Here is a 205-nt window from a genome sequence, read left to right on the forward strand (position 1 = left end):
GGAAGCCAACCGTAAAGATATTGATGCCAACACAGCAGCAATCGAAACTAAAGCCGATAAAGCTGACTTCGAAGAATTGGCAAAATACACTGCCGACATGGGTAAAAAAGTTAACGACATCGGTGATGAAGTAACTGCCCTGAGCGACGCGACTAGCGCAGCTATCACTCGTCACGATAAAGACATCGTTGACTTGGCACAAGCA

Annotated in this window: 1 protein-coding gene; it reads left to right on the forward strand. The window is 46.3% G+C overall.

Annotation, left to right across the window (positions count from 1 at the left end):
- On the forward strand, window positions 1-205 hold a 205-nt coding region (locus HMPREF3047_RS01845), incomplete at both ends, for a hypothetical protein (RefSeq protein WP_141756540.1).

The sequence above is a fragment of the Neisseria sp. HMSC075C10 genome, from assembly GCF_001815615.1.
Taxonomy (GTDB): Bacteria; Pseudomonadota; Gammaproteobacteria; order Burkholderiales; family Neisseriaceae; genus Neisseria; species Neisseria subflava_A.